Source organism: Microcoleus sp. Pol1C5, from assembly GCF_036701115.1.
Classification (GTDB): domain Bacteria; phylum Cyanobacteriota; class Cyanobacteriia; order Cyanobacteriales; family Microcoleaceae; genus Microcoleus.
Genome location: NZ_JAUBQE010000063.1, coordinates 16021 through 41883, shown reverse-complemented (window position 1 = coordinate 41883; position 25863 = coordinate 16021). Strand labels below are relative to the sequence as shown.

At 46.3% G+C, this 25863-nt stretch carries 20 protein-coding genes and 1 riboswitch; of the genes, 12 read left to right on the top strand and 8 right to left on the bottom strand.

Going from position 1 to position 25863, the window contains the following annotated elements; genetic code table 11:
* Positions 1-990: 990 nt before the first annotated feature.
* From QUA23_RS26845 to QUA23_RS26820, 6 genes are all read left to right on the top strand, one after another.
* Positions 991-1272: a 4a-hydroxytetrahydrobiopterin dehydratase gene (locus tag QUA23_RS26845; RefSeq protein WP_333073387.1), complete on the top strand. Its 282-nt coding sequence runs from the start codon at positions 991-993 to the stop codon at positions 1270-1272.
* A 160-nt stretch (positions 1273-1432) separates the two neighbouring features.
* Positions 1433-3082, top strand: a complete 1650-nt coding sequence (locus QUA23_RS26840; protein ID WP_333073388.1) for an HD domain-containing phosphohydrolase — start codon at positions 1433-1435, stop codon at positions 3080-3082.
* Positions 3083-3374: 292 nt separating this feature from the next.
* Positions 3375-5573, top strand: coding sequence for an iron uptake porin (locus tag QUA23_RS26835; RefSeq protein ID WP_333073389.1), 2199 nt, complete (start codon positions 3375-3377; stop codon positions 5571-5573).
* Between the two features lie 393 nt (positions 5574-5966).
* Positions 5967-6407 carry an Rrf2 family transcriptional regulator gene (locus tag QUA23_RS26830; RefSeq protein ID WP_333073391.1) on the top strand — a complete coding sequence of 147 codons (441 nt, stop codon included), beginning with the start codon at positions 5967-5969 and terminating at the stop codon, positions 6405-6407.
* A gap of 56 nt (positions 6408-6463) precedes the next feature.
* Positions 6464-7426 (top strand): cysteine synthase A, encoded by a 963-nt coding sequence (cysK, locus tag QUA23_RS26825; protein ID WP_333073392.1) that lies wholly within the window; start codon positions 6464-6466, stop codon positions 7424-7426.
* Positions 7427-7870: 444 nt separating this feature from the next.
* Positions 7871-8551, top strand: a complete 681-nt coding sequence (locus QUA23_RS26820; protein ID WP_333073393.1) for a J domain-containing protein — start codon at positions 7871-7873, stop codon at positions 8549-8551.
* 101 nt (positions 8552-8652) lie between these two features.
* On the opposite strand, the gene QUA23_RS26815 is transcribed toward QUA23_RS26820, so the two are convergent.
* Positions 8653-10152: a cyclic nucleotide-binding domain-containing protein gene (locus tag QUA23_RS26815; RefSeq protein WP_333073394.1), complete on the bottom strand. Its 1500-nt coding sequence runs from the start codon at positions 10150-10152 to the stop codon at positions 8653-8655.
* A gap of 108 nt (positions 10153-10260) precedes the next feature.
* Here QUA23_RS26815 and QUA23_RS26810 point away from each other — a divergent pair, with 108 nt between their 5' ends.
* Complete coding sequence (locus QUA23_RS26810; protein WP_333073395.1) at positions 10261-10521, top strand: hypothetical protein; 261 nt, start codon at positions 10261-10263, stop codon at positions 10519-10521.
* 48 nt (positions 10522-10569) lie between these two features.
* On the top strand, positions 10570-11442 hold the full coding sequence (locus tag QUA23_RS26805; RefSeq protein WP_333073396.1) for a 6-carboxytetrahydropterin synthase: 873 nt from the start codon (positions 10570-10572) through the stop codon (positions 11440-11442).
* A 158-nt stretch (positions 11443-11600) separates the two neighbouring features.
* Here the strand turns inward: QUA23_RS26805 and QUA23_RS26800 are convergent, their stop codons facing one another.
* Entirely contained in the window at positions 11601-11726 is a 126-nt protein-coding gene (locus QUA23_RS26800; RefSeq protein WP_333067264.1) for a hypothetical protein, read from the bottom strand.
* Between the two features lie 31 nt (positions 11727-11757).
* Between QUA23_RS26800 and QUA23_RS26795 the strand changes: the two genes are divergently transcribed.
* Positions 11758-14031, top strand: coding sequence for a tetratricopeptide repeat protein (locus QUA23_RS26795; protein ID WP_333073397.1), 2274 nt, complete (start codon positions 11758-11760; stop codon positions 14029-14031).
* A gap of 198 nt (positions 14032-14229) precedes the next feature.
* Here QUA23_RS26795 and QUA23_RS26790 read toward each other — a convergent pair whose 3' ends face one another.
* Complete coding sequence (locus QUA23_RS26790; RefSeq protein WP_333073398.1) at positions 14230-18702, bottom strand: ATP-binding protein; 4473 nt, start codon at positions 18700-18702, stop codon at positions 14230-14232.
* 176 nt (positions 18703-18878) lie between these two features.
* Positions 18879-19070, bottom strand: coding sequence for a DUF4058 family protein (locus tag QUA23_RS26785; RefSeq protein ID WP_333110597.1), 192 nt, complete (start codon positions 19068-19070; stop codon positions 18879-18881).
* Between the two features lie 225 nt (positions 19071-19295).
* Positions 19296-19392: riboswitch (TPP riboswitch) on the top strand.
* Between the two features lie 7 nt (positions 19393-19399).
* On the opposite strand from QUA23_RS26785, the gene thiC reads away from it, so the two are divergent.
* Positions 19400-20773, top strand: a complete 1374-nt coding sequence (gene thiC / locus QUA23_RS26780; RefSeq protein ID WP_333073400.1) for a phosphomethylpyrimidine synthase ThiC — start codon at positions 19400-19402, stop codon at positions 20771-20773.
* Between the two features lie 721 nt (positions 20774-21494).
* Here the strand turns inward: thiC and QUA23_RS26775 are convergent.
* Positions 21495-21980 carry a hypothetical protein gene (locus QUA23_RS26775; RefSeq protein ID WP_333073401.1) on the bottom strand — a complete coding sequence of 162 codons (486 nt, stop codon included), beginning with the start codon at positions 21978-21980 and terminating at the stop codon, positions 21495-21497.
* A gap of 364 nt (positions 21981-22344) precedes the next feature.
* Positions 22345-22920: an orotate phosphoribosyltransferase gene (gene pyrE / locus QUA23_RS26770; protein WP_333073402.1), complete on the bottom strand. Its 576-nt coding sequence runs from the start codon at positions 22918-22920 to the stop codon at positions 22345-22347.
* 84 nt (positions 22921-23004) lie between these two features.
* On the opposite strand from pyrE, the gene QUA23_RS26765 reads away from it, so the two are divergent.
* The gene (locus tag QUA23_RS26765) at positions 23005-23535 is read left to right on the top strand and encodes a hypothetical protein (RefSeq protein WP_333073405.1); all 531 of its coding nucleotides are present in this window, start codon (positions 23005-23007) and stop codon (positions 23533-23535) included.
* Positions 23536-23713: 178 nt separating this feature from the next.
* Here the strand turns inward: QUA23_RS26765 and QUA23_RS26760 are convergent, their stop codons facing one another.
* Both QUA23_RS26760 and QUA23_RS26755 read right to left on the bottom strand, forming a co-directional pair.
* Complete coding sequence (locus tag QUA23_RS26760; protein ID WP_333073406.1) at positions 23714-24460, bottom strand: pentapeptide repeat-containing protein; 747 nt, start codon at positions 24458-24460, stop codon at positions 23714-23716.
* A gap of 20 nt (positions 24461-24480) precedes the next feature.
* Positions 24481-25125, bottom strand: coding sequence for a hypothetical protein (locus QUA23_RS26755; RefSeq protein ID WP_333073431.1), 645 nt, complete (start codon positions 25123-25125; stop codon positions 24481-24483).
* Positions 25126-25447: 322 nt separating this feature from the next.
* Here QUA23_RS26755 and QUA23_RS26750 point away from each other — a divergent pair, with 322 nt between their 5' ends.
* Positions 25448-25771, top strand: a complete 324-nt coding sequence (locus QUA23_RS26750) for a WGxxGxxG family protein (RefSeq protein ID WP_333073408.1) — start codon at positions 25448-25450, stop codon at positions 25769-25771.
* Positions 25772-25863: the final 92 nt, after the last annotated feature.

Sequence of the window (25863 nt, the reverse complement as noted above, 5' to 3'; positions counted from 1 at the left end):
CGTGCTTGGATGGCTCCTACGGACCAACCCCACGAAAACTTCATCTTCCCTGAAGAAGTTCTGCCTCGCGGTAACGCTCTGTAATCAGCGCGAAATATCAAAATTTCCAACATTTTAAAAGGGTAAGATAAAGCAGTTTAGGCTTTACCCTTAATGCTCAAAAAGCTCCCGCCACCAGGCAGGAGCTTTTTGTTTCCAGGATTCGATCGAATTAGCGGCCTAAAAAAAGTTGATTTTGTACAAAAACCAACTCTGCCTGTAGCTAGAACAACTTGTTTTTTTATATCTGGTGAACTCTCTCTCCTATCTGGCAAGAAATCGAGCGGCTTTTCCCCGCCGCCAGAGTTGCCCTGCACCTGATAACCGCACAGCCCGGATTCTGAAGAAAATATAGGCAAATGGCTGAAACTGCGATCGCCCGATTGCTGTAGAGATCGATCAAAGACCTTCCAGCAGCAGTAATTTGCCATCATCTTACAAAAATCTCCATTTGCATCCCCCCACTTCTAATTCCTTGTGTTATTCTAATAATTGTGAATACTAGAACGATACTCAGAACGCAAGTTCTTCTGGTAACGCTGGCAATGGCTAGCGCACAAATCATCACCTTAAATCTTGTATTTAGGTGATGTGCGTTCCAATATTAAGCCATTTAGCTAAACCTGGAGGTGATGCCCATGATAGAAAGTAGTAAACGCATGGGTCATCAGATTGGAAACTACCGGCTGTGCGCCGGGGCCGCTCACTAGCAGTCAGCCGTCGTCTCCAACGGGAAACGACTTCCACGGGGAACCAGGCTGAGCTAGGGATTCTCCCGGCAGTCAGGTTCTAATCTGAAGACCCGCTAGACCGCTCTCACCTCAAATAGTGTTAAATCTTGAGTATTAAAACTTGAGGCTCAACACTATTGGTGAGAGCGGATAGTTTTTGGTCGGGGTTTCTACAAGTTGGCCGTTAATCTGCCATTGCTAATCCCAAAGAAAAAAAATTATGGCTGAGCTAATTAACAATACTGAAATTCAAGAGCGCGCCAGTCAATTGTCAGACTGGACGGTTGAAGGTAAACAACTGCGGTGTACCCGTTTATTTAAAGATTTTATCGAAGCGATCGCCTTTGTAAATAAGTTGGTCGCCCCCTCAGAAGCCGCAGGACATCACCCCGACATAGAAATCTCCTACAACAAAGTTACAGTTAACTTGACAACCCATGATGCCGGAGGCTTAACTGAGAAAGACTTTGCGCTAGCCCAAGAGATTTCTACGCTAGATTAAAAGAGTGCCCGTTGGCCTAACAAGAGCCAGTGCATCTAGTGACAGTCCCCGATCGCGGAAAGCTCGCAAATAAAAAATCGACTAGGGGTTAAAATCGGGTGTGAAAAAGTCGAGAGGCTAAACGTTCAATGTATAAAAGGCTATTCCCCATCATCCGAACATGATCGTATTTGAAAAGCCAGAGTTCAAGAACGACTCTGCCACAGAAAAAACCGATCTGATAGAAAAGCTTTTAGATATTGGCGCAGCTTTGTCAAGCGCCCAAGATTTGGGCGAGTTGTTAAACTTAATTTTATCCAAAAGTAGAGAAATTACCTACAGCGATGCTGGCAGCGTTTACTTAGTAGATCACAGCGACGAAACATCTAAGCTGCTGTTCAAGGTAGCCCAAAATGCTTCTAAACCGAGCCTGTCGTTTAAAGAGTTCGCTCTGCCACTGACCGACAAAAGTTTGACAGGATACGTGGCAATTACAGGTCAAAGTTTGAATCTGTCTGATGCCTACGACTTACCCCCCGGCGTACCCTATCGGCTAGATACCAGTTTTGACAGGGATATTAATTACCGCACTTGTTCGGTAATGGTACTGCCGATGCAAAACCGACAGGGCGAGACAATAGGCGTACTGCAACTGATCAACCGCAAAACAAAAGCAGATACGGTTCTGACAGCAGACAATGCCTGGGAATCGACTCAGCAGTATTCCGAGTGGGAAGAAAGGATAGTTCGATCGCTCGCTTCTCAAGCAGCAATCTCGATCGAGCGCAATCAACTCCAAGATAGCATAGAAAATTTGTTCGAGGGCTTCGTGAAAGCCTCGGTGCAAGTCATAGAAGCCAGAGATCCCTGTACCTACGGCCATTCAGAACGAGTAGCAGCCCTCACAGTACGCCTTTCAGAAGAAGTAAACACCGTCAGCAGCGGAGGACTGCGCTCTATTTACTTTAACAGCCGCCAAATTCAAGAACTTCGCTACGCCGCCCTGCTGCACGATTTTGGCAAAATAGGAGTCCCCGAAGCAGTTTTGACCAAACAGAAAAAGCTCTACCCCGCACAGCTAGAAATTATTCGCCACCGCTTTGGCTTAGCTCAGCGGACGATGGAAATGGAATGCCTCCAGTCTAAATATAAATACTTGCTGGAGCATTCAGCCTACCGAAAACACCCGCTCCAGGAGCCAGAGTGCCCTCAATGCCAGGAAATTGAACAGCTAGACACTAAGCTAGCAGAGGCGAAAGCCAGATTAGCAGAATACTGGGAAGTGCTGCTAGAGGCAAACGAGCCTCACATTTTAGCAGCAGAACCCCTAGCTCAACTGCGAGAGATTTCTCGACAAACTTACAGAGATATAGATGGGACAAAGAAACCCCTGCTGAACCCAGACGAGATCGTGCAATTGATGGTGTCGAGGGGCAACCTGACGCCGGAAGAACGATCGGCAATAGAATTTCACGTAACTCACACTTACGAGTTTCTGAAACAAATTCCTTGGACAAAAGATTTAAAAAATGTTCCAGACATTGCCTACGGACATCACGAAAAACTCGACGGCACAGGCTATCCGCGAGGTCTAAACAAGTCAGAAATTCCAATTCAAGCGCAATTGATGACGATCGCGGATATTTACGACGCCCTGACAGCAGGCGATCGCCCGTACAAACGAGCTCTGCGAACAGAGGTAGCGATGAAAATTTTGTGGCAAGAAGCAGCTCACAACAAAATCAACGCCGATTTGTTAGAATTGTTCGACCATCGCCAAGTCTTTAGCGTCCTCGGACACAGCTTGGAGGTTAAAGTCGAATCAGCCTAGACGAGCCGGGCGTGCTGTGCTAAAAAGTAAATAGGCGATCGGGCGCTATCAAGTGCGATCGGTAAAATCAATCGACAGCCCAAGCCTAGTCTGGTTTTGACGCAGTTGAGCACAGGTGAAAAAACAGGCTCAGTGCAGCCGTCAGTCACATCTATATACTCGGTCAGCCCGAAAGAATCAAAAGAAAAAGTGAATTTTAGGTCTCTTTTTAGAGTATGCTAGTTGAGCAACGACTGACCACATAGAAGACTAGAAAAGTTTCTCTGTAATCGGTGTGAGGATGAGAGTGAATATGTCGAAATTTTTGTGGAGTTACTTACTAATCAGCCCAGCAGTCTTAGGAGCTACCCTAGTAGTTTCTTCGAGCGCGATGGCAGCAGACGCTCAGCAGGCTGCTGATGCGCTCAATCCCGCTGTCGCTAAAGCTGAAACCGCTGAAACCTCCGAAGCGAAACTAAATGCTTTAGCTGCTGTTTCCGAAACAACTGCAGCCTCCGAGCCAGTAGAAGAAATTTCCCAAGTCGCTGGCAACGAAACTCAGGCAGCGATGGCAGATGTGGCCACGGCTGCACCTGAAAGTGCGATCGTCGGAGCCAACGCAGCCCCTGCTGAGGCAAATCCCCAAGCGGCATCACAACCTACAAGTGAATCTTTAGCCGCAGTTGAGCCAACAGTCGCTCAACCAGTAGAAAATTCTGCCCCGGCAGCCCAACTAGAAATTCCAGCCTCGGCAGCTACCGCTCTCCCAGAGCAAATCGGTGCAGTTCAATTAGAAACTCCCGCCCCGGCAGTGGCAGAGTCGGCAGAACAAAGTTTGCCAAAATCGGCTGAATCTTTAGCCCAAACTGCCGCACCACAAGAGCAAAACCCAGCCGCCACATTAGAACAGCTCAACCAGTACACCACCGAAGGTACTGCCGGCGGCGAAACTGAAGGTCAAGTTACCTCAGTATCTCAACTTTCCGACGTGCGGCCCACAGACTGGGCCTTCCAAGCACTGCAATCCCTAGTCGAGCGCTACGGCTGTATTGCCGGCTATCCCGACGGCACCTTCCGCGGCAACCGGGCAATGACTCGCTACGAATTCGCAGCCGGTTTAAATGCTTGCTTAGACAAGGTGAGCGAGCTAATTAGAGGCGGCACTGGCAACTTCGCTACGAGAGATGACTTGGCAGCCCTCCAACGGCTCCAAGAAGAATTTGCAGCGGAACTGGCAACCCTGCGCGGTCGTGTCGATGCTTTGGAAGCTCGGACAGCCGAACTCGAAGCCAACCAATTCTCCACCACTACCAAGCTGACTGGGGAAGCTATTTTTGCCCTCAGCGACGACTTTAGTAGCGACATTAGCGTTTTTGGCAGAGACGGCGAAAGAATCGGCAGCAACAATAACGAAACTGTCTTCCAACAGCGGGTGCGTCTCAATTTAAATACGAGCTTCACCGGCAGAGACTTGCTGCTGACGAGGCTTCAAGTCGGTAACGGCCAAAAATTCAACCTTGGGGCTACCAGCGAAGGCACTCAAACTTGGAATTTTGTCGGCAGAACTGACAACGTTGTTGCCCTCGATACCTTGCTGTACAAGTTCCCCGTCGGTCCGCGACTGAACGTTACTCTTGCAGCCAACGCTGTCGTCTGGGACGACATTCTGCCGACTGTCAACCCTTACTTTGAAGACTTTGACGGTGGCAACGGGTCATTGAGCACCTTTGGACAGCGGAACCCGATTTATCGCTTGGGCGGTGGCTCAGGTATTGGCTTTGACTATGCCTTCGGTGGCAGGGGCTTGCTGGGCGGCGTGTTCGGCCCGACTTCTCTGTCCTTCGGTTATTTGGCGTCAAATGCAGCCAGTCCGGCTAGGGGTGCAGGCTTGACGAACGGCGACTACGCGGCGATGGGTCAGTTGACTTTTACCCCCGGACGCAACTTGCAAGTTGCTTTCAACTACAACCACGGTTACTTTAGCAGAGGTAACTTTGGGTTTGACAATGGTTTATCGAACGGGCCAGACAACCTTGGCGGTTTCACAGGTACCGGCGTGGCTAATTCTCTCAACGGTTTGAGCGAGGGCTTTGAGGGCTTCAATGCTCGCAAAGTTGTCAGCAACTCCTACGGTGCTCAGGCTTCGTTGCGGCTGAGCCCGAGGTTTATCCTTGGTGGCTGGGCTGGTTTAACCAATGCCCGCATTATCGGCATCGGCGATGCGAGAATTTGGAACTACGCTGTCACCTTGGCTTTGCCTGATTTAGGGAAAGAAGGTAACTTGCTAGGGTTCGTGGTAGGTCGTGAGCCTTACTTGGATAAACTTGAAGCATCGAGGAGTTTGCGGAGCTTCCGCAACGATGATTCGTATCACGTTGAAGGGTTCTACAAGTTTCAGCTCTCGGACAACATTTCTGTTACTCCGGGCGTGATTTGGGTGACCAATCCTAATCAAGATGACCGTAATGATGACATCATCATTGGTACTCTGAGAACTACTTTCACGTTCTAAGAGCGGGTTAGAGGAGGCAGGGGGGTCATATCCTCTCTGCTGGCAACTCTAGAGGCCAAGTTTAGCCCTGCCTGCTGCAGGGCTTTCTTGTTTGCCGGAGGAAGGGGGCGCCAAGAATATATTAAAAATAAAAAATTATCAGTCATAGAGGCAGACAACCCGTTTATTGAAATAAGACCGTGCTGGAAGCGGAGGGAGTCGAAACGAGAAACTGGGTTTGTTGCGTTCAGATTGCCGATCGTTCCAAGGATGAAGTGATGAAAGTCGCTCAAGTTCAGTGGAAAACCGGGGTATAATAAAAGGTAAAGTTAGGAGTTAGAATTTGGAACTCAACATTGATGAGAATTTTAACATCTGACTTCGGAGTAGATAATTCTGATATTTGAAGCAATTATGGTAGAACTCTCCTGTAAAAGCGAATACGCACTCTTAGCTTTGCTGGAGCTTGCCGATTGCTACGAGGAAGGCGAGCCTCTGCAAATTCGCCAGATAGCGGCTCAGCAAAATATTCCAGATCGATATTTAGAGCAGTTGCTGGCTACCATGAGACGCTGCGGGCTGATTCGTAGCCAGCGAGGAGCAAAGGGAGGTTATATCTTGGCGAGAGAACCGTGGAAAATTACACTCCTAGAAATTATCAACTGTCTCGAAGGCTCAGAGTTCGATCGATCTGAAAAAGACTCGCCTGCTCAAACTGTAGAAAGTGCGGTGATTTGGGAAGTTTGGCAAGAAGCTCGATCGATTGCCAACTCAGTTTTGCACAAATACACGCTACAGGATCTGTGCGAAAAGCGCAATGGCAGACGCCAGCTCGATATCATGTATTACATCTAGTTAAAATATTGCCAACTAGGAATTAACATTTACTTAATTACAAACTCACAAAGATTATGCGTATTGCTGGCGACATTACAGAATTGGTAGGGCGGACGCCCCTGGTGCAACTCAACCGCATACCCCAAGCAGAAGGCTGCTTGGCTCGGATTGTGGTAAAACTCGAAGGCATGAATCCGGCATCATCGGTGAAAGACCGCATCGGTGTCAATATGGTCAATCAAGCAGAGGCCGAAGGGCTGATTAGTCCAGGCAAAACAGTTTTAGTGGAACCGACTTCTGGCAATACCGGAATTGCTCTAGCAATGGTGGCGGCGGCTAAGGGCTACCAGTTGATTTTGACCATGCCGGATACGATGAGCACCGAACGCCGATCGATGCTGCGAGCTTACGGGGCCCAACTAGAACTGACTCCCGGAATTGAGGGCATGAGCGGCTGCATCCGCCGCGCTCAAGAGATTGTGGACACAACTCCCAATGCGTATATGTTGCAGCAGTTTCGGAATCCAGCGAACCCGCAGGTTCACCGTTCGACAACGGCTGAGGAAATTTGGGAAGATACAGACGGCGAGGTGGATTTCCTGATTTCCGGAGTCGGCACGGGCGGTACGATTACGGGTGTCGCAGAGGTGATTAAGTCGCGGAAACCCGAGTTTAAGGCGATCGCCGTTGAGCCGGCCAACAGTCAGGTACTGTCGGGCGGAAAGCCAGGGCCTCACAAAATTCAAGGTATCGGTGCTGGTTTTGTGCCGCCGGTGCTGAATGTGGATTCGATCGACGAAATTATAATTGTTACGGATGACGAGGCGATCGCCTACGGTCGGCGCTTGGCCAGAGAAGAAGGACTTTTGTCCGGTATTTCCAGCGGTGCGGCACTATGTGCGGCAGTGAAAGTCGGCAAGCGTCCGGAAAATGCAGGGAAATTGATTGTGATGATTCAGCCTAGCTTCGGCGAACGCTATCTCAGCACTCCCTTGTTCCAAGAGCCAGAACTCAATCTGGCGATGGCCCTCAACTAGGTCAGCCTCCAGCCAAGTTGCAGCAACACAGAGCAGGGCGTACAGTGTACGCCCTGCTTGGCTTTTTAGATTCAACAATGGCGGTAGATTCTAGCTTCCTCGATCGCGAATGATGCCGAATTTCTGAAGGCGCTTGTTTTTGAACCGCTTTCGACGTGTTAGCGAAGCGGGCGCTGAGCGCTCTTGTGGTGAAGGAAGAGAAAATAAAAGAAGGAGCTAACTGTTGGCGAGAGCAGCGCTATAGGAGTCCCAAATGTCGATCGGCTCACCACTTCCAAAGCTTCAATGTTTTTCTAAAATAGATTTATGATAAGTTGAAAACTGAAGTTTTTTACTGACAATTTTTGACATTTATATCAGATAAATACTTAAAATTTTAGCAAAAAATGATATTTTTGTCAAGCAATTTTTCACATATTATCCAGATTTCAAGGAAATAACAGCGTGTCTTCCGTTATCAATCACTACAAAACCCTAAAGATTAGCCCAACCGCAACACAAGCCGAGATTAAACAAGCATACCGCCGTTTAGTCAAATTATTTCATCCAGACAGCCGCAGCGACACAGCGGGTCACGAAGAAATTGTCCGCCTCAATGCAGCCTATGAAATATTAGGAGACGCTCAGCGCAGACAATCTTACGATCGCCAACTTTCCGAGCAAACCGAACAGCAATCACCAGTCGCACCAAACGTCAGCCGCCAGCAAACACAAACAGCACGGGACGCTGACGAACAAATGGAACAGTGGCTGATTAAAGTATACAAACCCGTCAATAAAATGCTCAACAGCATCTTGAAGCCGCTTAAAAAGGAAATAGACGAGTTGTCCGCAGATCCGTTTGATGACGAACTGATAGAAAAGTTTCAACTTTATATCGAAACCAGCCGCGAGTTTCTCAAAAAAGCTCATAACTTTCTTACATCGATGCCCAATCCCTCTAATGTAGCCGGAGTAGCGGCCTATCTCTACTACAGCATCAATCAAGTCGGAGACGGAATAGAAGAATTGCAGCTATTTACCCTCAATTATGACGATCGCCACTTGCACACCGGTCAAGAACTGTTTAGAATTGCCGCTAGACTGCGGCGGGAAGCGCAAGATGAATTAAAAATTAAAAGTTAAAAAAGCAGATTGTTCCCTCTTCCCTCTTCCTTCTTCCTTCTTCCTGACATCCGTTACATCCGTTACATCCGTTACAGAATCCGTTGCCGAACTTCCCTCTTTCAAATTCCAAAAAGGACTTGAATTCGCTTGCGAATTTTAATAAAAGGAGTTTGTTCCAGAGAGTCGTCATCTAACAATCCCAAATCTCTCAAAGCTTGCTGGCGTTCCGACAATTTTTGAGCAATCTGATCGGCTAAATTGGGTTGTTCTCTTAAAAGTTTTTGTAAATCGTGACGTTCCACCACAAACAAAATTGCATCTTCGCTAGTTTTAACAGTCGCCGTTCTCGGAGTACCCAACAGCAAAGATATTTCCCCAAAAAACTCGCCCTCGTGAAGGGTAGCAATATACTGACCGGCTTTTTGAGAAAGAACTTCTACAGTACCTGAAAGAATAATATAAAAAGAATCGCCAGGGTCATTTTCCTTACATACCACCTGTCCCGCTGGAAACAGTTGTCGGTAGCCGTATTCAATTAACTGCCGCAGTTCTAAATCCGTACACTGTTCAAAATAAGTTACTCGCCTCAACAAATCTCGCAGCGTCCAATTATTAGGGGATTTAGGCGCTGGATTTTTATGTTCAGAAACGGGCGGATTAGATTTGATCTCGGCTGAAGATTTAGCATTCTGCGGAAAAACTTTTCCGTTAGAATTATCGTCTTTGTTATTGTGAAAAAGTTGAGTTAACTCTTGCGGGTTTCGCAGCCACAAATCCCGCTGGGGAAAGGGAATTTCGATATTTCGGTGGCGCAATTCGTAATCTATTAAAAAATTTACCGCGCTTTTAATAGCATCACTTTCCTGCGGCTGGTCAATCCAAACTAAAAGTTCAAAATTTAAAGCGTTATCTCCAAAACCGTGAAACCATACTTTAGGAGAAGGATGGGACAAGACATTCGATTCCATCCGCGCCGCAATTAACAGCGCTTCCGTAACTATTACTGGGTCAGAACCGTAAGCAACACCGACGGGGATGTGGAGGCGGCATCTGGGGTCTCTGTAACTCCAGTTAATAATATTAGTTTCGACAAACTTAATATTTGGTATGATTACAAATAGACCGTCAATTGTTTTAATAATTGTAGAGCGAATCGAAATTGTTTCTACTGTTCCTAATAACTTGTCGATTTCAATAAAGTCTCCGACTCTAATTTGGTGTTCAAATAGCAGGGTGAGACCGCTGATAAAGTTGCTGGCGAGATTTTGCAATCCGAAGCCGAAACCAATGCCGACGACGCCAGCTAACACGGTGAGAGAAGTGAGGTTGATGCCGGAACCTTGCAGGACGAATATACAGCCAATACTGGCTAAAATATAGCTAATGATCGTAGAAATTGCTTCTCGACTGCCGCGATCCAATCCCATCCGAACTAGCAGGCTGCGCTTGATTCCTTCACTGATAATCTTAGCTATAATCAAGGCAAATATAGCTAAGATTATCAGTTTGACGATCGCACTGATGGACAGATGAGTGTCCCCGATATAGAATAGCGGGGTTGTCATCGCACCCGATAAATGGTCAAAAAAGCGATCGGCTCGTGCAGTAATCGAATTCATTAATATTGGGTAATTGGTAATTGGTGATTAGTTTTGAGCGCAACTGAACTGCCAACGGCTAACTATTGCAGAGCTTAGGCGAAAAACTCGAACTCTGGAGTGTCGTGTGTGGCAAAAAAGTCGATTCCCTTGGGAATAGCTCAGCTTCACCCACTCTCTCAAAGACTCGTAACTGATGGGTTAGTAACTGATGGCGAGAAACTGTTTTGTAGCGGTATTTTCTGCCAGATATCTGTGTTGTGGCGTAAAATGGGCCCGGCGGCTCGATCGATCGGCGACTTGTGGCCAATATTTGGAAAATTGGTAGAAATTCATTTGCAGCACCCTCAAATAATCGAAAAATTCCAGCAAAAATTAGTTTATCCTTAAGAAGTAAGTCCTTTACAGAACTTAACAAGCTTACCCTACTTGACTTTTATGCAGTGCATCATCAATCGTCGGGCACAGTTTTCGGCGAGTCACCGGTACTGGCTGCCGGAGTTAAGCGAAGCCGAGAACTTTGAGCGGTTTGGCCCAACTGCCCGCGCACCGGGACACGGACACAATTATGTCCTTTACGTTTCCATGATAGGCGAACTCGACGAGTACGGCATGGTGCTCAACCTGTCTGATGTCAAGCACGTCATCAAGCGGGAAGTTATCAAGGATCTCGATTTTTCCTACCTTAACGAAGCGTGGCCGGAATTTGAGCAAACTCTGCCAACTACGGAAAACATAGCACGGCAAATTTGGCTGCGGCTAGCCCCTCATTTGCCTGTGAGCAAAATTCAATTGTTTGAACATCCCGAACTTTGGGCTGAATATTTAGGAAACGGAATGGAAGCTTATCTAACTTTGTCCACTCATTTTAGCGCCGCCCATCGGTTGGCTCGTCCCGATTTGAGCTTTGAAGAAAATTCGGAGATTTACGGCAAATGTGCTCGTCCCAACGGTCACGGTCACAATTATCATTTAGAGGTGACTGTTAAAGGGGAAATTGATGCGCGGACTGGCATGATTGCTGATTTGGGAGCTTTGCAAAAAGCCGTTGACGATTATGTTGTTGAACCCTTCGATCACACTTTTTTAAATAAGGATATTGCTTATTTTGAGAACGTTGTGCCGACAGCGGAGAATATTGCTGTTCGGATCGGGCAATTATTGCTTGCGCCCGTTCGGGAATTGGGCGCAGAGTTGCACAAGATTAAGCTGATTGAAAGTCCGAATAATAGCTGTGAAATTTTTGGCGCTGATTTAGAGGAAGTGGCGGTTGAACATCAGCAGCCGGAAGCGGTTTTAGCTGGGGTTTAGAGTTAAAAATCGGGTCGGTTGGAGGGGGTTCACCCGGAGAGTTGCCTAATCGTGCAGATTGGTGAACCCCGCCCTACCAGCCTCATGATGATTCCGAGAGTTATCCAACCGCATCAGGCGCGAGAATATATTCTTTCATCAAAGTTCCCCAGCCAGAATTACTGGCAGTTTTCCTGAAAAGTCAGACTCCGCGCGTATTTTGGAGATAGTAAGTCAGCATTCCTCATGTCAGCTATTCTAACTGCTGAGACGATGAGGTCGATCGCCCGATCGCTGACAACCAAGCACTAATTTCTCCTAAATGAGTTGACGTTTATGCGCGTCTCTAATCTAGCTCTCTTGACTCTGGCTGCCCTCGCATCCCACAATTTAACTGCTAATACTAGCGCCAATCCTGCTGCAAATCCTATTTCTCCTGAGACACCGCAGGCTAGCAACTTTGTTGATGCGGTAAATAATACTGAATCGCGTCCGGCTGAGTCAATTAGCGAGCCTGAGACGATCGCCCACGAACAATTTTCTCCAAATACTACCCTATCCCGTCGGGCTGAGTCAATTAGCGAGCCTGAGACGATCGCTCACGAACAATTTTTCTCAAATACTACCCTATCCCGTCGGGCTGAGTCAATTAGCGAGCCTGAGACGATCGCCAACGAACAATTTTCCCCGCGAATTGCTGTAAAATCGCCGACTGGTTTGCTGGTAGCGGCCGCTCAACCCGATTTATCTGCTAGTGCGAAAACCAAGGCGAATACTCCTGCTGCATCCGGCGATGAACTAACAAAATCTTTACAAGAAACCTGGCTGGCTAAATTAATCGAAACTGGGGTTGAGACCAATCCTCAAGTTCGCGAGGTTGTCGCTTTTATCTCCCCGTCTAGTGGCAGTTCTGAATCTGGATACGGTTTTAATAGTACCATAACTTTGCTCAATTTTTTACTAATTCTTGGTACTGTATTTCCACCAGTGACAATTGCCTTTTTTTGGATGATGCGACGGCTGATCATCAAACACTTGGTTGCTGATGCCAATAAACGATTGCAAGGCATTGGTGTATTGGAATCAGAACTCATAAATTCTAGCCAACTGACTCAAAAGTTGAGGAATGAATTAGAAGCGCAAATGAGTGCAGCTAAACAATCTATTGATTTTTTAACTAGAGAAACTGAACTTTCCAAATCTTCCGTCGAGCAAATTGAGACTCTCAAATCTCAATTTATCATGCACCTGCAAGTTTTGCGTACAGAAGTTGACGAGAAAAAATCTCAAATTGTTCAAGAAATTTCCCAAGTTCCCGCAGTTGTTGCCAAAGAAGCTCTCAAAGTCGCACCTCAACCCCCCTTAAACAATTCCCAAAATTCGCAAACGGCACTTGCTAGCAACGAAAATTTGATTGCTGACGATTATATCAAGCAAGCCGAAGGGCTTTATTTTCAAGGCAATTATGATGAAGCATTAGTGTGTTTGGAAAAAGCTGTTTTAGCGAATAAAAATTTGGATGAGGCTTGGTATTGGCGCGGAAATGTGTTAGTAAGATTGCAGCGCCTGGAAGAAGCACTCGCCTGTTACGACCAAGCAATATTAATTAAACCGGATAACTACGAAGCATGGTATAATAAAGCGCATTTGCTGGGCAAATTGCACAGGTACGAAGACGCGATCGCCTGTTACGAACGAGCAAGTTTGAGCGAATCTAGAAAATACGGTTGTTGGCACAGTATAGCGGCTTTGTTGGGTCAATTGCAGCATTACGAAGAAGCGATCGCCAGTTACGATCGCGCCCTCGCTATCAAAGCAACCGACAGCGAAATTTGGCACAACCGAGGTGCGATGCTGGCCAAAGTACAGCAGTACGCAGCAGCAGTTGATTCTTACGATCGCGCTCTTGAACTCAATTCCAAGAGATATGAAACTTGGTACAATCGAGGCAATATGCTGTGGAGACTGCTGCGCTACAGCGATGCTATTGATTCTTACGATCGGGCGATCGGCATCCGACCCGATAAATACGAAGTTTGGTACAATAGAGCGGCTGTGCTCGGAAAAATGCAGCGATATCAAGAATCGATCGAATCCTACGACAAAGCAATAGCCCTTAAACCGGAGGATTTTGAAGTGTGGCACAACCGAGGCGCAGCTTTCGATAAACTGTCGCAGCACGAAGCAGCAATTGCCTCTTACGAATCAGCAATTACCCTTAATTCCGAGTGTTACGAAGCTTGGTTTGGTAAAGGCGAATCTTTGGCTAAATTGCAGCGCCATGAAGAAGCGATCGCAGCATATGAGAAAGTGATTGCTATTAAGCCAGACTCCTACGATGCTTGGCGTCATCTGGGGATAGTCTTGTCTGAATTAAAGCGCTATGAGGAAGCAATGGCAGCTTACGATCGAGCTATTGCCATCAAACCAGAAAATGCCGAAGCTTGGCGCGATCGAGGCGCAATTGTATCAGAATTAAAGCACGATACAGACAAACTTGAATCCGGGGAAAAAGAGACTGAAGCTAAGCCAAATTCCGGGGAATCCTCTGCTATTTCAAAGGCCTCTGATAGCAAGGTCGATCGACCTACTTCCACAGCTTTGATGTAAGGATTGATGATTATATAGCACTTTTGAGTAAAATGAGGTACGCCTGGGAATCGGAATGCGATCGGGGCGTACCTCACTTATTTGAGAAACGCTATAGTTTCTCTTCGGTTTCAAGTTAATCAGTGCTGCCATCAGGAAGGCAATTTGCTATGGCTATTGCTTCGCTTCACGAACCCCATACGGGAAATATACTCGCTTTCATCTTTCATACTGCGTTAGCGCCTCAGCTAATTCGTAAACTTCCATTTGAGTCATAAAGTCAATCAGGTCAAGACAGCGTAATTGTAACGCTGAGTCTTTTTTACTTTGACTGTATAATTGCAGGAGTAATTTACTAACTTTGTCTGCTTCAAGCCTTCCACGCTGACTAACATTAGCATCATCGGATTTCAAGCCTTCTATAAAGCGCTCGCACACTCGATAAGTAACAGCATCGGGAAGTTTAGCTGTTGTCTTTTCCAAGGCATCGATTAAGTTGTAGTCATCACTAAAAAATGCGGGACTATCAACAAATCCCTCCACTAAACTGATGTAATCACCGAGTTCATCTCCCTCAAAATGTGAGAAACACCTAGCTGCTTGAGAACGCACTGGTTCAGATGAATCATCGAAAAGTTTAATTAAAACCTCTTCACAAAATTCACGAAAGTGTGCTTGACGAAAGTTGGCAACGAATATCTCAGTCGCAGCGATTCGATGAGTTTCTGTACCAGACAGGCAAAGTTCTGCCAGCCAACGTGCCTCTTCGATATTTAGAGATGCTACACAGGCTTGTCTAGTCCCAACCTTTACTACTTCCGGTAAGTCAGACCTAATCATCCGTTCAACAATCGATGCTAGCACTTCAAAATGCGTGTGTAAAGCGTAGTACAAGAAATACTCAACAGTCTGAGTTCCAAGAAGTGCATCTTCGGTATCGCAAAGTTGCTGAAACAAGCTGACAGCTAAGTCTCGGTCATAATTCAACATTGCTGTTAGTGCTTGAGCCACACAGGATCTAACAGCAATCGAAGAGTCTTGAACGATCTGTTGGAGAGATTGTTGAAAATAAGAGGCGCGATTTTTGTCCGCCAAAATTAGTTGGGCAATTGCACTTACAGCACTACCTCGTGTCGAATTAATTCCAGCACCTAAAATATCACCACCGTAGTAAACCTGTCCGTTGGAAGTCTCAGTGCGCCAAGACTCTTGTTCGGGATTAGGGTCGTTTAAGGCATACCAAGTTACAATATCAAAAGCCTCTTCAGACCAGAGGAAATTAGCTAATTTTTCAATCAGCCAACTAATCGAACGACCACAAGGATAATTGGGTAATTGGTGGCAACGCTGACATACCAGAAAAGCAGTCTCAATATCTAGATCAACTTCTGCAATACCGCGTAAAACAGCATCAAAGTAATATGAATTCGTGTTATCTGGAAACTGTCTAACTAATGCAGCAAAACGTTTTGGTTCAATCTTCACTTGCCTTTCTAGAAGATGTGATAGCTGGCCTGCCCCACCTGCAAAAGAGTAGTCTTTGTTGGAGTCCAAGCCATGCTTGTCATAGCGCTGAATTGCTCTCAACCACTGTTCATCAGTCATCTTCTGTGTTGCCGATTCTGGTATGGGAGAACCAACGACACTTGCCACCATTGGCTGCGGCGCTTCTACTGACTGTTTACTAAACTTTCGCTGCCATTCTTGTAACCGACGGGTAGCTGACTCTGAGCGCCGAGAGGAATTGATACCTTCTAGCAAAACAAACTGTGCATGACCGTAATACAAGTGCATACCAGCTCTTTTTTCCCACTCAGGATAATAGTTTAATATCGCTGTCTCAAGCATTACTAAATGCTTGTTAGAGGCATGTGGAGTAATTGCCTCTAGGAGTTGGCGAGTTGCCCAGAAGGAAGCTCCTCCACTACTGCTACAAATGGTATATCCTGTTTTGATTCGTGCTGGTTGTTCGCAGAGGTAATCAATAGCTTCATCGGCAAATCTTTCTCCATTCGCAGTATAGGCACGAATTAACAAAAACTGGATTGTTTCAAAATTAGAGCTACGAAGTTGTTGCTCTGCGAGGATGGAAAAATCTTCAGGATGGTTCGCAGCCAAATCAGATAGTGCTTCTTCCATCCCACTTAATAAGGCATGATTAATGTCATAGCCTTTACCATAATGCCGATAATACCAGACTGAATCACGCCAAGGTGGATTATTTTCTCGTATAGATGTTAACTCCATGATTCGTAGCATAAAAGGAAAAAGGTGTTCAATAAATGCTCTTGGAGCCTGACGCGCGCTTGCCATTACAATCTGTTCACCAAATTGGCTGTGAGGTAGAGTACCAGAGTTGCGATCGAACAGATTAGGTTGTCCAGCAGCTAGACTTAAATCTAAATACCGATTGAGATAGCAGCTAATAGCTTCACAAGCCCAGTCTGGAGGATGTTGAGGTAAAGAATAGATTTGCCTCCAAAAGTCGTGATTGGAATTGATTATTCTTCGTGGTTGGTCAAGAATTCCTGCATGAATAAGTCGCAGGAAAAAGTCAAAAAAACGACGCTCAGTAACAATTTCTGCCCTTTGTATAAGGTAGTTGAGCCGATCGCGCCATGCTTCCGATACAGCAATAAAAGGCTCTGCTAACTCAGCCACCCGATCCGGTATCTGCCTCTGCATAATAGATAGCAGTGTTACCGTTTGCTCGATACGTTCCTCGCTCTCATCCCTGAGCCACTGTTCTATTAATCCTAGCAAGTCTAGCAGTTGAAACCAATGAACAGAACTACGCAAAGTTTGCCAAACTTGTTGCGTGATGGGATCGTCTTGCTTACCTATTAGCGGGGCAATAATCTCCCACTCCTCTTGTGTGGGGTCATCTAGCGCTGCAAGCAGGGCAAATACTACCTTCTTGATGTGAAAGCGGACGTTCGGGCTAGTAATTAAAGCTTGGAGGTCAGCAAGATAGCGATCGCGATCTGCATCCCGCTCGTAAACCAAAATTTGCCGAACTTGAGCGCGTCGAAACAAATGTTGCTGCTCCCCACTCCCTAAAAAATTTAATAGTTCTTCATCATCACTTGCAAAGCGACGTGCAAAAGCATAGTCGAAAAAACCTTCATGAAAAAATGAATACTGCTGCCCATCTGGAACCAGGATGTGTTCAGATGCCATTAATTCAGCAGTTTTTCCATATCCATCCACACGAGCTTTAGGAGCAGATAACTTCTGCTTTTTACTCATATAATCGCAGAGGGTGTATATCACATCTGTCCAATGCTCAGAATTCCCCCCCGCGTGGATACTATCCTTCTTATCATCCCAGAATTTATCATATAGATCTTTAGCTGTCCTAAAATTGAGCACATTAGGTTTTGAACCTTCTGCAACTTCTGCTAGCAATCTCAGGTGCAGGGGTATGGATAACAGCTTTAATTGATTATTGTCTAGTAACCTTGCTTCTAATCCTAGGTCTGCCACAACCTCTCGCACTTTCTCATGAGATAAGCGATTAATTGTCACCGTCTCAGCAATTCCATTCTCACCCGTTAAACGCTTAAATCTGGGGTCATAATCTAGGTCAAACTTGCGACAAGCTAACAGTAAACGCATTTGTGGATAGGCTTTAGCTTGGTCGATGATCCGATCTACACATTCAAAAAAATCAGGATTGCGACCAGAAGCCTTACTCACCGCATCAAGCTGATCGATAAGTAGCACGCAATCACGTCCCTGTGCAATGTTGGCTAGAACATGAGCAGGAGAACCAGGTAACTTTTCCAACTGTTCTCCAACTCGATCGGGTGAGTCAGTTGGGTCTAAACGATCTACACGAAAAGCGATTAATGGTATACCTTTTTTACGAAGTGCTTCCACAGCTTGGAGAATAACGCCACTTTTGCCCACTCCAGCTTCACCTACAACTAATACACCAGGCTTATCGTCTGACGAGGTGAGCCGAGCAACAATAGTGTCTACCTCCTCTCTGGGGATTACTTTTCCTGCAATCGCTTCTTTATGTAAACGAGAGAGGTAGCCATCGTTAACTTTATCGACGGCAGCCAAAACGTGAGGATCTTTGCCCCACTCGCGACGGCGATAGCCTCTTTTTTGCAGCAAATAATGCCAGATATCATGTGCCGTCAGTTCATTGCGAATGCTGTTTAGTGCTAATTCAGCCAGTTCAAGCCTGACAGTTTCTGGATCGCCCTCAACTAAAGCTGCTAGACGATTTTCAACAGTATTAACCAGAAAATTCTCGCCCACTGTTTGAACTTCAACTCGCTTGAGCGCTTCGTAAGCGTCTCTTCGAGAACAATTTCCCCATTTCTGAAGGAGCGTATCGAAGTGACCAGATAGTTTTTGATTAAGATACTTTTGCTCAAACTCTGTCAAGGATACAGCATCTCTTGCATCCATAGCTAACCTTTGTAGTTCATCTGCATCTTGAGTAGAAATGAAGACACAAGAAACATCTGGATTACTCAGATGTTTCCAAAAGTCGGATAGGACTTGAACTTGTGTATCTTCCAAAGCACTTAGTGTCCAGCGCCCACGCCCACTTCTTTGTCGCTTAACTTGGTGATACTCCAATTTACCCTCTCGACGCATAAAGAACTCTATGCCGTCTATACCTGGTGGTTCTAGACTAATAGAATCGGTTTTCTCATCCATCACATCAATCATGCAATGCACAGTCCACCGACCTTCGTATCGATTGCCCAGTTTGTCGGATACCCCACCAGCAAATGTCATATCTTCTCTCTCTTTTTTAAGCTGACGCTTTGGAAAAAGTACAGTTTAAAGCTTGCTAAAGCGTTATCTATTAACTATTATGCACGATCGCACTCCCTGTCTCCATCCTACGATTCCATCAACGATCGCACCCACTGAAAATCACCCTCACTCAGCGGCGGCACAGGCTGCACTGAATAATCGATCGCAAAATCTAGAGTCGCCTCCAAATAAACTTGTCTCAAAATCTCAGATAAATTCACAACAGGTTCTTCATCTCCTGACATATCTTTAACTTTATCGTCTTGAAAAAGCTTCAAAAGAAAAACAACGCGCCGATCGCCTAGCAGCAAAATTGCGGCAAATGGGAATTAATCCTGATGAGGTGTGATGGTGTTTAGATTCTTAAAGGGGGTACGATCGCACTTTTTAAACAGCAGAAATATCAGAAGCCCCAAAAGGGCGATCGCTCCCCTCATCTATCTCTCAATATTAAGATTTCCTTAGTTGCTGGCGTCGCGCACAGAAATCGGTGATACAATCAACAGCTTAGCTAGGGGTGCCCGAATATCCGGGCTGAGAAAACACCCTTAGAACCTGAGTCTGGGTAATACCAGCGGAGGGAAGCTGTTTATCAAGGAAATTAAATATGCGTACCGAATGGATCGCTAAGCGTAGCGGGCACACCAATGTATCTCAGATGCACTACGCCCGCCAAGGTGTAATTACTGAGGAAATGCACTTTGTTGCTAAGCGAGAAAATCTCCCGCCAGAACTTATCCGCGCCGAAGTAGCGCGGGGACGGATGATTATTCCGGCTAATATCAATCACACGAATTTAGAACCGATGGCGATCGGCATTGCCTCTAAATGCAAAGTCAATGCTAATATCGGTGCATCTCCCAACTCTTCCAATATGGAAGAAGAAGTTGACAAGCTTAAACTAGCAGTTAAATACGGCGCTGATACCGTGATGGACTTGTCCACCGGCGGCGGCAATTTGGATGAAATTCGCACTACAATTATCAAAGCTTCACCGGTGCCGATCGGTACTGTACCAATTTACCAAGCTCTAGAAAGCGTTCACGGTAATATGGAAAGTCTGACGCCGAATGACTTTCTTCACATCATTGACAAACACGCTCAACAAGGTGTTGATTACCAAACTATTCACGCCGGAATTTTGATTGAGCATTTGCCGTTGGTGAAAAATCGGCTAACTGGCATTGTCTCTCGCGGCGGCGGCATTTTGGCCAGGTGGATGCTGCATCACCACAAACAAAATCCCCTCTACACTCACTTTAACGACATCATTGAAATCTTCAAAAAATACGATGTTTCGTTTAGTTTGGGAGATTCTCTGCGCCCCGGTTGCACTCACGATGCCTCGGATGAGGCTCAATTAGCTGAACTCAAAACTTTGGGACAATTAACTCGCAAAGCTTGGGAACATGACGTGCAGGTAATGGTGGAAGGCCCCGGCCACGTGCCGATGGATCAAATTGAGTTTAATGTCAAGAAACAAATGGAGGAATGTTCCGAAGCACCCTTCTATGTTTTGGGGCCGTTGGTGACAGATATTGCGCCTGGGTACGACCACATTACCTCAGCAATTGGGGCGGCGATGGCTGGCTGGTACGGTACTGCAATGCTGTGTTACGTGACACCGAAGGAACACTTAGGATTGCCGAATGCTGAGGATGTCCGAAACGGGCTGATTGCTTACAAAATTGCGGCTCACGCTGCAGATATTGCGCGCCGGCGTCCGGGTGCGCGCGATCGCGATGATGAACTCTCGAAAGCGCGTTACAATTTCGATTGGAACCGTCAATTTGAGCTGTCATTAGATCCAGAACGCGCAAAGGAATATCACGACGAAACTTTGCCGGCGGATATCTACAAAACTGCTGAATTCTGTTCAATGTGCGGGCCTAAGTTCTGTCCGATGCAGACTAAGGTTGATGCCGATGCTTTGACGGAATTAGAGAAGTTTTTGGCTAAGGAACCTGTAGCCCAAAGCTAATTGGATTAATTCGTAGGGTGCTGATGGCGCACCTTACTTAATCCTAAAGCTGTTTCGTTTCTGGTGGGGCGGGCATCCTGCCCGCCCAAAACTAGGGTGCTGATGGCGCACCTTACTTAAGGTGATATTAAAAGGAGTTTCCGAAAAGGAGAATTGCGATGTTCCCTTGCAGGTACTTTTTTGTTACCAAAGAATCGAGAATTTTATCCAGATTGGGATGAGCAAAAAAGTAGCTATTTGCTCTTTAGTTAATAGCTTATCATCTGGGTTATGCCCAAATTCTTTATTTCGCCTTTTCAATATAAAACTCTTCATCTACTCAATTTCGTCTCAACTGTTCTCGCCTCGCAAACCCAGTTGCCAAGAAGGAAGAGAATTACCACCGCGATAGCCAATTAGTCGCCTACCCGGTACTGGTAAACTAACTGAGCATTGGGATTGATTTCGCTGCTTAAGAGGCATTCCGTTTGCACATTCAAGGAACAGCGGCGGATTCAAACGCTCCTCTCATGCCGCCTATTTCTGAGAATAAGTCAATAAAACCGATTTTTTCAGGACCATTAAGTCGGCGGTAAAAGCTCATATTTTGTACTATTTGTTAGTCGAGGCATAGCGTCTAGATATTCATTACCAGGCTCTGCCTGGTAATGATAAATTTTGAATTCGTAGGGCGAGTTAACGCAGCGCCAACCTCATGCACCATTTGAGCTAAGTAAAAGATTTACCTGGATATGTTAGCTTGCGCTGTCTGTTGGCACGTTGAAAGAATGCGCCGATCGTTTGAGCTAATTGTGCGAATAGAATGCAGATTTGTTAGCTGAGTATTGATTTCAACTGTTTGAATTTTTCCGGCTGAGATTGCCTTTCCCGAAAGTGTATTTCCCTGAATTTTACCAGTGAAGCACGCAAAGTCCGATCGCGGCGCGTAAATTGCACCAACCACCCGATCGTTCTGGCGTTGAAACACAATGTAGTTTTGAAGAACTTGGTTGGGCTGTGGCGAATCTCCGTACAGGTAAATACCATCTGGCAAAGCAGCAACATTAGTCTTAGATGGATTTTGTTGTGCTTGAATTGGTTGTTGTCCAATCCCAACACCCATTAGTGTCAGAGGACAAATAAAGGCTGTTGCCAGTCGTTTCCATTTCCCTTTAACAGATGCAGGCAAAATCATTGCTGCTTCTCCTTGCGCCAGGTCATCTAACACCTTAAAACAGTCTTCTCTAGTTAATATCTCACTCAGGTTATAATTTCGCTCTGCTAAAATCGGTCGATTGGTATAGAATCAGAATCTGAAAGCTTGCGCTTGTTTAGCACCGAAAATTTTATTTTCCATTGTCCTCCAAGTACCTGAGCTGCTTTTGGTAAAATTCGAGCGGCGATAGTTTCTTTCTAATCCCACCCAATAAAACACCGATTTCCTCACTTCAAATGGAGGCAGAGCCTCTAGATATTCATTACCAGGCAGAGCCTGGTAACTAGAAAAAAACATCTTGAGAACTCTTGTGGAAGAGGCCCGAAAGCCTGTTCATGAAAATGGTGATCTTCGGTCAGTTCGATCGCACTTTTGCCTATTTTTTGCTAGCCATCCACTTTTGAAGATCGTTAATCGTAAAAACTGTTTCAAAGTTTAATCCAACAGAGCGATAAAACTCCGCACCACCTTGCTCTCTGTCAATCAGCGACAACACGCGATCGACTTTATAACCCGCTCCCCGCAACCTTTCCACCGCCTGCATCGCCGACTTACCCGTCGTCACCACATCCTCCAAAACCGCCACATTCGTCCCCTCTGGCAACAGCGGCCCCTCAATATACGCCATTGTCCCGTGTCCCTTCGTCTCCTTTCTGACAATTAGCGCCGGAATTGATCGACCTTCCAGAGCCGAAACCACACTCACCGCAGTTACAATCGGGTCAGCACCCAAAGTCAAACCGCCCACAGCTTGCACATCCGACGACAGCATAGACAACAGCAAACGTCCCGTTGCCAAAGCACCTTCAGCGTGCAGCGTCACCGGTTTGCAGTTAATATAATAAGAACTTTTCTGCCCCGAAGACAGCACAAAATCGCCTTCGCGATAGGCAAACTCGCACAGCAAATCTAGAAGTCGATCGCGCAACACCTTTAAATCCGCAGCATCCATAACTCACACCTTGTAAAAAACACAAATAATCCGTCGATAATCAGTTTATAGTGGAATCGGAATTAATTAAGGAGGCCCAAATATATGAGTCAAAAGTTAAAAAGCCTGAGCGGCGCGTTGATTCTCGCTGTCGCCTCTGTCGCAATGGCATCCGTCAAACCAGCTCAAGCACAAACAGAGCGATTTCACCCGATTGCCGACGACTTCAACCGACAATTTTTTCAAGCTTCAGGAGACTTTTACCACAACGTCAGCTTGCAAGGTTACTTGGGCGACTATTTAGGCATCGGTTCCCCCAGCGGCGTCGTTGCCTTTCCCGAAAAAGAAATTGAGCGGGATGCCAGCCGCGTCAACGGCTTCTACCGACGAGTCATGCAGCGACAAGTTTCCAGCGATCCGATTCTCCGCGTTCCAGATGCCGTCAATCCCTTCGATGCCTCAGTCATGGCACTGCCTGCAGCTTGCCAGCTAGCACCTCAACCAAGCGGCTGTTTCCCTACTCCCGCCGGACTCCAAGATCAGTTTACACTTCCAACACAGCAGCAAGATTCACCGACCGATCCAGGGCCCGTTAGAGGACTTTATCAAGTATCGCCCGCTGGTGGCAAAAATTAGTCGATCGACAGTTGCGAGTTTTGAGCCGCGGCGGGTTTACTCTCATCTCGGATTTGTATGAGAGAGAAAGCCTCAACCCGCCCTAAAAACTCATGTTTTGACAATCCTTTCGGTAAACGCGCAACTGACTTTTTTTAACTATCGCGGTTATTTTACAGGACTAAATATTATCCAATATTTATGAAACCATGCTGCCGTCAGGCATGATTGTTCCTTTCAAAATAGCTTCGCCCAGATTAGCTCCCGCCAATTTTGCTCCCCTGAGATTTGCCCCGGTCAAATTAGCCCCTCTCAAATCAGCTTTGCCAAGGTTTGCCCACCGGAAATCGGCAGCGCTCAACTGTGCAAAACAGAGATTTGCCCGGAAAAGATATGCTCCAGTGAAGTGAGATTCCCCCAGATTAGCTTTAGAGAAATTAGCTCCATAGCAATGTGCTTCAATCAATTCAGCTTGAGTGAGATTTGCTTGACTGAGATTAGCACAGTTGAGGTTCGCGCCGATAGCCTTAACTCGAAACATCACTGCACCGATTAAATTCGCATCACCGAAATCGGTTTGTTGGAGATTAGCAGCGGTGAGGTCAGCCCCAATTAAATTAGCACTGCTCAAATCAGCTCCCCTCAAGTCTGCCGCTTGGAGGTTAGTGCCAGTTAAATTAGCTTTAATTAAATTAGTTTCGAGCAATTGTGCTCCGGCAAGATTTGCTAAACTAAAATTAGATTCGGCGAGGTTTGCCGAAATTAACTTAGCCTTAAACAAATCTGTTTTAAAAAGGTTCGAGCGCCAAAGATGCGCGCCTCTGAGATTTGCTTCCGCGAGGTTAGCTTCGCTGAGATCCGGTTCTATATTTGGGTTGAGACTTCTCCATTCAATCCAAGTAACTGCACCTTTTTTTAACAGCGCTAAATGCTGTGTGTTTGCCATAATTGCATCTCCTTTAACGGCTATTCCTTGCGACCAAAAATTGTTGGATTTTCTCGACCCGTCACGTTTTCCACCGCCGCAATTGCTGCCTGGGAACCTGCTATAATATCTCGTTCTGCGCCGCCGAGGTAAAGCCGTCCGAAACTGCCTACAGCCTGAACCTCTAAGATGTTAATAGATGCGCCTTTTTCTGCTTCATTGGCCGCCAGCGCTGCATAGGCAGCCGGTTCTACTTCTAAGACGTAAAGCGTTTGTCCCGCCAGCAGCAACTGTCCGCGGCGGGTGCGGTTAATTAATTGTGTTTGGTGGGCGTCAATATTGCGAATAATTTGACTGGAAATCACTCGCGGTTTGATACCTTCTTCTCTGCGGAGTCCGATGAATTCTAGAATTGCTTTGCCTGCTGCGCGCGTTTCCCCCTGCTGACTCGAGTGTACTTCCAGAAGACCGTACAAGCGTTCGACTATCTGCACTCCTGGGCGCACGGACGCTGATTTGAGGGCGACATCGGTAATTCGGTTAATTTCGATACCGGGCGAGATTTCTATCCACAGCGACGCATCCCCCGGCAGTGGCAAGAATCCGGCGGCGACTGTGCCGATGTATGCTGCGTGCTGTGGCTGCAAGTTGTCTAGAAATACGTAGCTGCGTAACTCTATTCCCAAAAGTTTTGATCTCCGTCGATCGAGTTCCAACACTTGTCTGTGCAATATCTGAGTTTACCTTTTTTTGTCAACAACACCTTGTCTGTTGTCGGGAGTGCCGGGGTGCCTCACAACCTAGTGAGGTGTCAGACCCGCGATTTTTAGTGCCGGAGTGCCTCCGCGAGCAATCTTTAATTTTGTGCGCGTGCTAAAAATTTGATATCAATCTGTAGTTATAGGTGGAACATAACAATGTTTACTGCTAGAGGTGGATTTAACTTTAAAAGCGACTCGATATAGTTTTGATAGTTAAAGATTTTAGCCAACAGAGAGCATTTGAATTATGAAACGTTCTGATTTATCCAAAGCAATCGGTGCAGGTATTATAGCTGCTGGTTTAGCCATAGCACCAGCTCATCTGCCTGCTTCAGCTCAGACAGATACAACTGGCGGTACAACTAACGGTACTAACAGCACTACAACCACCACAACTCCTCGCTCCGATGTCTACAGTGCTGAGACCGATCGCGATTTTGATTGGGGATGGCTGGGATTGCTAGGCTTGTCGGGTTTGTTGGGTTTGATTCCCCGCAAACGCGAAGAAAATGTCCGGTATACAAATACAACGACCGATCGCGAGCCAGCCGTGCGTAGTGACTACCGCTAAGAATTGAGTCTTAGTGCTGTGGGCATTATGCAGGGACAGGATGTTTTAACCTGTCCGACGAGCGCGAACAATCATAAAAAAAACCTCCCTCT